We start from the raw sequence: 5,390 nt of genomic DNA, 5'->3' as shown, positions 1-5,390 counted from the left end.
CTGGACGCCGCCGGACTGGCTGTTTCCGGTGGCCTGGACCACGCTTTACATCTGCATGGCCGCGGCAGGCGCACTTGTGGCAGGACAGCCCGGGGCCGACGTGGCGCTCGCGCTCTGGGGCTTGCAGATCGCGCTCAACGGTCTCTGGACGCCCGTGTTCTTCGGCCTGCGGCGGATCAGGCTGGGCATGGGCGTGCTGGCCGCGCTCTGGCTGGCGGTGGCCGCAACGCTCGTCGCGCTGTGGCAGTTGGACTGGCGCGCCGGTGCGCTCTTCGTGCCCTATCTGGCCTGGGTGAGCGTGGCAGGCGCGCTGAACCTTTCGGTCTGGCGGCTGAACCCCGACGAGGCCGCGAACCCGCCCGAAATGGCGCGCTGACTGCAGTTCGACGGCAAGCGTCATCAGCATGGCCGGCGGCCTGTCCGTCGCCCGAACGGCGAAGAGGACCCGCTCGGGCGTGAACGGCGCACCGGGGGGATGCGCGCCGTGACCGGTCATGGAGGCCCCTTCAGTGGAACGGTCCGGGCAGCGCGGGCTACATCGGGCAAGTCCGAGCGAGCACATTCCAATCGCGGCGCAAAGCCGCTAAGCAGTGGCCCGGGGGCGACGCCGGGAGGCAGCGGGCGCAACATGCTCGAGATCGAGGAAACGGCACTCGGCGGCGTGGTGGTTCTGATACCGCGCCGCTTCGGCGACGACCGCGGCTTCTTTTCCGAGACTTGGAACAGGGCGCGGATGGCCGAGCGGGGCCTCGGCCACGATTTCGTCCAGGACAACCAGTCGCTCAGCCGCGCGGCGGGCACGGTGCGCGGCCTGCACTATCAGGCGCCGCCCCGCGCGCAGGACAAGCTGGTGCGCTGCGGCCGCGGCCGGCTGCTGGACGTGGCGGTGGACGCACGCGTGGGCAGCCCCACCTTCGGCCGCTGGATCGCCGTCGAACTTTCGGCCGACAACGGCAGGCAGCTGCTGGTGCCCAAGGGGTTCCTGCACGGGTTCGCGACGCTCGAGCCGGATACGGAAATCCTTTACAAGTGCACGGATTTCTACGCGCCGGACTGTGACGGTGCCGTGCGCTTCGACGATCCCGATCTTGGGATCGACTGGCGCATCGACACAAGCGCGGCGATCCTGAGCGACAAGGACGCGCAGGCGCCGCGCTGGCGAGACTGGCGCTCGCCCTTCGTCTACGGAGAGGTGGCATGAAGCTGCTCGTGACGGGGGGCGCGGGCTTCATCGGCTCGGCGGTGGTGCGGCTTGCAGTGGGGCGTGGGCACGAGGTGGTGAACCTCGATGCGCTGACCTATGCCGCGTGCCTCGACAACGTGGCCTCCGTGGCACAGAATCCGCTCTACGCCTTCGAACGGGCGGATATCCGCGACCGGGCCGCGCTGGACCGCATCTTCGCGGCGCATTGCCCCGATGCCGTGATGCATCTGGCCGCGGAAAGCCACGTCGACCGCTCGATCGACGGGCCAGGCACCTTCATCGACACCAATGTCACCGGGACCTGCACGCTGCTGGAGGCCGCGCGCGCCTACTGGACGCGCGCGGGGCGGCCCGAAAGCTTCCGCTTTCACCACGTCTCGACGGACGAGGTCTATGGCTCGCTGCCGGCGGACCCCTCGGTGAAGTTCACCGAAGACACGCCCTATGCCCCGCGCAGTCCCTATTCGGCCTCCAAGGCGGCCTCCGACCACCTCGTTCGGGCCTGGCACGAAACCTACGGGCTGCCCGTCGTGCTGACCAACTGCTCGAACAACTACGGGCCCTATCATTTCCCCGAAAAGCTCATTCCCGTCGTCATCCTGAACGCGCTCGCCGAGCGGCCGATCCCGGTCTATGGCGACGGGTCGAACGTGCGAGACTGGCTCTACGTCGAGGACCATGCCGACGCGCTGCTTCTGGTGCTGCAACAGGCGCCGGTCGGGCGAACCTACAACATCGGCGGCGAGACCGAGCGCAGCAACCTCGCGCTGGTCCGCAGCCTCTGCGCGATCCTGGACCGGCTGCGCCCGCGCGCGGCAGGTCCCCATGCGGCGCTGATCGAATTCGTGACGGATCGGCCCGGCCATGACGCGCGCTATGCCATCGACCCCGGGCGCATCCGGCGCGAGCTGGGCTGGCGTCCCTCGGTCACGCTCGACGAGGGGCTGGAGCGCACCGTGCGCTGGTATCTCGACAACGAAGCATGGTGGCGCGCGCTGCAGGCCCGGCAGGGCGTGGGCACGCGGCTGGGGGTCGGCGCGTGAAGGTGCTGGTCTTCGGACGCGAGGGGCAGGTGGCCACGGAGCTTCGCCGCCGTCACGGCGCAGCGATCATCGCGATCGGCCGCGACACGGCGGACCTTGCCGATCCCGAAGCCTGCGCCCGCGCGGTGGACCGGACGGACGCCGGGGCGGTGATCAACGCCGCCGCCTGGACCGCCGTGGACAAGGCCGAAGCGGCCGAGGCGGAGGCCACGCGCGTCAACGGCGCGGCGCCTGCTGCCATGGCGCGCGCGGCGGCCGCCCGCGGGCTGCCCTTCGTGCAGATCTCGACCGACTATGTTTTCGACGGCACGGGCGAGCGGCCCTGGCGGCCCGAGAACGCCCCCGCCCCGATCAACGCCTACGGCCGCTCCAAGCTCGCGGGCGAGGAAGGCACGCGGGCGGCAGGCGGTGCCTTCGCCATCCTGCGCACCTCCTGGGTCGTCTCGGCGCATGGCGCGAACTTCGTCAAGACGATGCTGCGCCTCGGCGCGGAGCGCGACGCGCTCTCGATCGTCGCGGACCAGGTCGGCGGGCCGACCCCCGCCGCCGATATCGCCGATGCCTGCATGACCGTCGCAGGGGCGCTGCAGCGGCGGCCCGAGCTTGCGGGCATATACCATTTCGCAGGAGCGCCCGCCGTCAGCTGGGCGGATTTCGCACGCGCGATCCTGTCCCGCGCGGGTCTGGCAACAGCTGTGCGGGACATCCCCACGCGCGACTATCCGACGCCGGCGGCGCGCCCGCTGAACTCGCGGCTGGACATGGCCGCCACGCGGGCGGCCTTCGGCCTCGACGCGCCCGACTGGCGGCAGGGTCTCGACGCGATCCTCGGCGAGCTTGGCGTGACGGCCCGCTGAGGTGGCCCGCACGGGTATTGCACCGCAGGGCCACAAGGCTGCCGGATTTTGCGGCGAGAGCCGCGGTGCCGACAGGACGCAGGAGGCGACAGGATGGCGCGACACAAGGGACTGGTTCTGGCGGGCGGCTCCGGGACGCGCCTCTATCCGATCACCATGGGCCTGTCGAAACAGCTGATTCCCGTCTACGACAAGCCGATGATCTATTATCCGATCTCGGTGCTGATGCTGGCCGACATCCGCGAGATCGCCATCATCACGACCCCCGAGGATCAGGCGCAGTTCCGGCGGGCGCTGGGCGACGGCAGCCAGTGGGGGCTGCAGTTCACCTTCATCGAACAGCCCGCACCCGAAGGGCTGGCGCAGGCCTATCTGCTGGCGGAGTCCTTCCTGGCCGGCGCGCCATCGGTCATGGTGCTGGGCGACAACATCTTCTTCGGGCACGGCCTGCCGGAGCTGCTGGCGCAGGCGACGGCGCGGGAGCAGGGCGGAACCGTCTTCGGCTATCGCGTCGCGGATGCCGAGCGTTACGGCGTCGTCGATTTCGACGCGGCCGGGCAGGCCCGCAGCATCGTGGAAAAACCGTCGCGTCCGCCCTCGCCCTTCGCGGTGACCGGCCTCTACGTGCTGGACGGGACGGCCCCGCGCCGGGCACGGGACGTGCGCCCCTCGCCCCGCGGCGAGCTCGAGATCACGGACCTCCTGCAGATGTATCTCGACGAGGGCAGCCTTCAGGTGCAGCGGATGGGCCGCGGTTACGCCTGGCTCGATACCGGCACACACGCCAGCCTGCTCGACGCCGGCAATTTCGTGCGCACGCTGACCGAGCGGCAGGGCCAGCAGGTGGGGTGTCCGGAAGAAATCGCCTGGCACAAGGGATGGATCGACGCCTGCGCGCTGCGCGCCCGGGCGGAACGCTTTCGCAAGAACGACTACGGCGTCTATCTGCGCGGTTTGCTGGGCGAGGACGCCGACAGCGGCTAGAGACGGTCCTCGAGCCTGGGTCAGGATGCACTGAGTTCCGCTGCTCTGTCCGATTCGCGACTGTGGCACATGCCCGACCGAGCCCAAAATCCGCTTGCATTCGAGGGGGCGTCGACGCACGGTCCGTGCGCCGTAACCTGCGCTAAAGCCGCGAGGACCATTGCGCCATGCGGCGTCACGGTGGGCGTCCCGGTGTCGTCGGGTTCGGCACCCTCGCAGTGAAGCATTTCAGCAGTCTCGAACAGTTTCTCCCGATGCGACAGGACAAGACATGACCAGACGAGCCCTCATCACCGGCATCACCGGGCAGGACGGCTCCTACCTCGCGGAGTTCCTGCTCGCGAAGGGCTACGAGGTGCACGGGATCAAGCGCCGCGCCTCGCTCTTCAACACCGAGCGGATCGATCACATCTATCAGGATCCGCACGAGCCCGACCCGCGGCTGCAGCTGCACTACGGCGACCTGACCGACAGTTCCAACCTGACGCGCATCCTCGCGGAGGTCCGGCCGGACGAGGTCTACAACCTCGGCGCGCAGAGCCATGTCGCGGTGAGCTTCGAGAGCCCGGAGTACACCGCCGACGTCGACGCGATGGGCACCCTCCGCCTGCTCGAAGCGATCCGCTTTCTCGGGCTGCACGAGACGACGCGCTTCTACCAGGCCTCCACCTCGGAGCTCTACGGCCTCGTCCAGGAGGTCCCGCAGACCGAGACCACGCCGTTCCACCCCCGCTCGCCCTACGCGGTGGCGAAGCTCTATGCCTACTGGATCACGGTGAACTATCGCGAGGCCTACGGGATGTATGCCTGCAACGGCCTGCTGTTCAATCACGAAAGCCCGCGGCGGGGCGAAACCTTCGTGACGCGCAAGATCACCCGCGGCCTCGCCAATATCGCGCAGGGGCTGCAGGACTGCCTCTACATGGGCAACATCGACGCGCTGCGCGACTGGGGCCACGCGAAGGACTACGTGCGCATGCAGTGGATGATGCTGCAGCAGGACGAAGCGGAGGATTACGTGATCGCCACCGGCGTGCAGTATTCCGTGCGCGAATTCATCACCTGGTCGGCGGAGGAACTGGGGATCGAGCTGGCCTTTACCGGCACGGGGCTGGACGAGGTGGCGACCGTGGTCTCGGTCACCGGCGACAAGGCCCCGGCAGTCCGCCCCGGCGACGTGATCCTGCGCATCGACCCGCGCTATTTCCGGCCCGCCGAGGTGGAGACGCTTCTCGGCGATCCGGCGAAGGCCAAGGCGCGCCTTGGCTGGGCGCCCGAGATCACCGCCCGCGAGATGTGCGC

General features: G+C 69.2%; 6 protein-coding genes. All 6 read left to right on the top strand.

What is annotated here, in order from left to right:
* Positions 1–376, top strand: a 376-nt coding sequence (gene tspO / locus ACLFOB_RS14125; RefSeq protein WP_410926493.1) for a tryptophan-rich sensory protein TspO, incomplete at its 5' end; no start/stop codon positions are given.
* A gap of 252 nt (positions 377–628) precedes the next feature.
* Entirely contained in the window at positions 629–1,201 is a 573-nt protein-coding gene (gene rfbC / locus ACLFOB_RS14120; protein WP_410926492.1) for a dTDP-4-dehydrorhamnose 3,5-epimerase, read from the top strand.
* Positions 1,198–2,247: a dTDP-glucose 4,6-dehydratase gene (gene rfbB, locus ACLFOB_RS14115; protein WP_410918126.1), complete on the top strand. Its 1,050-nt coding sequence runs from the start codon at positions 1,198–1,200 to the stop codon at positions 2,245–2,247. The genes rfbC and rfbB overlap by 4 nt, the downstream gene beginning before the upstream one ends.
* On the top strand, positions 2,244–3,104 hold the full coding sequence (gene rfbD / locus ACLFOB_RS14110; RefSeq protein WP_410918124.1) for a dTDP-4-dehydrorhamnose reductase: 861 nt from the start codon (positions 2,244–2,246) through the stop codon (positions 3,102–3,104). Before rfbB ends, rfbD begins: the two co-directional genes overlap by 4 nt.
* Before the next feature lie 93 nt (positions 3,105–3,197).
* Positions 3,198–4,088 carry a glucose-1-phosphate thymidylyltransferase RfbA gene (gene rfbA / locus ACLFOB_RS14105; RefSeq protein ID WP_410926491.1) on the top strand — a complete coding sequence of 297 codons (891 nt, stop codon included), beginning with the start codon at positions 3,198–3,200 and terminating at the stop codon, positions 4,086–4,088.
* Positions 4,089–4,359: 271 nt separating this feature from the next.
* A partial coding sequence (gene gmd, locus ACLFOB_RS14100; RefSeq protein WP_410926490.1) for a GDP-mannose 4,6-dehydratase occupies positions 4,360–5,390 on the top strand: 1,031 nt, incomplete at its 3' end.

Origin of the sequence: Rhodosalinus sp. (assembly GCF_046542825.1) — a bacterium.
In the GTDB taxonomy this organism is placed as follows: Bacteria; Pseudomonadota; Alphaproteobacteria; order Rhodobacterales; family Rhodobacteraceae; genus Rhodosalinus.
The sequence above is the reverse complement of the archived record's forward strand: the minus strand, read 5'-3'. Positions and strand labels throughout refer to the sequence as shown.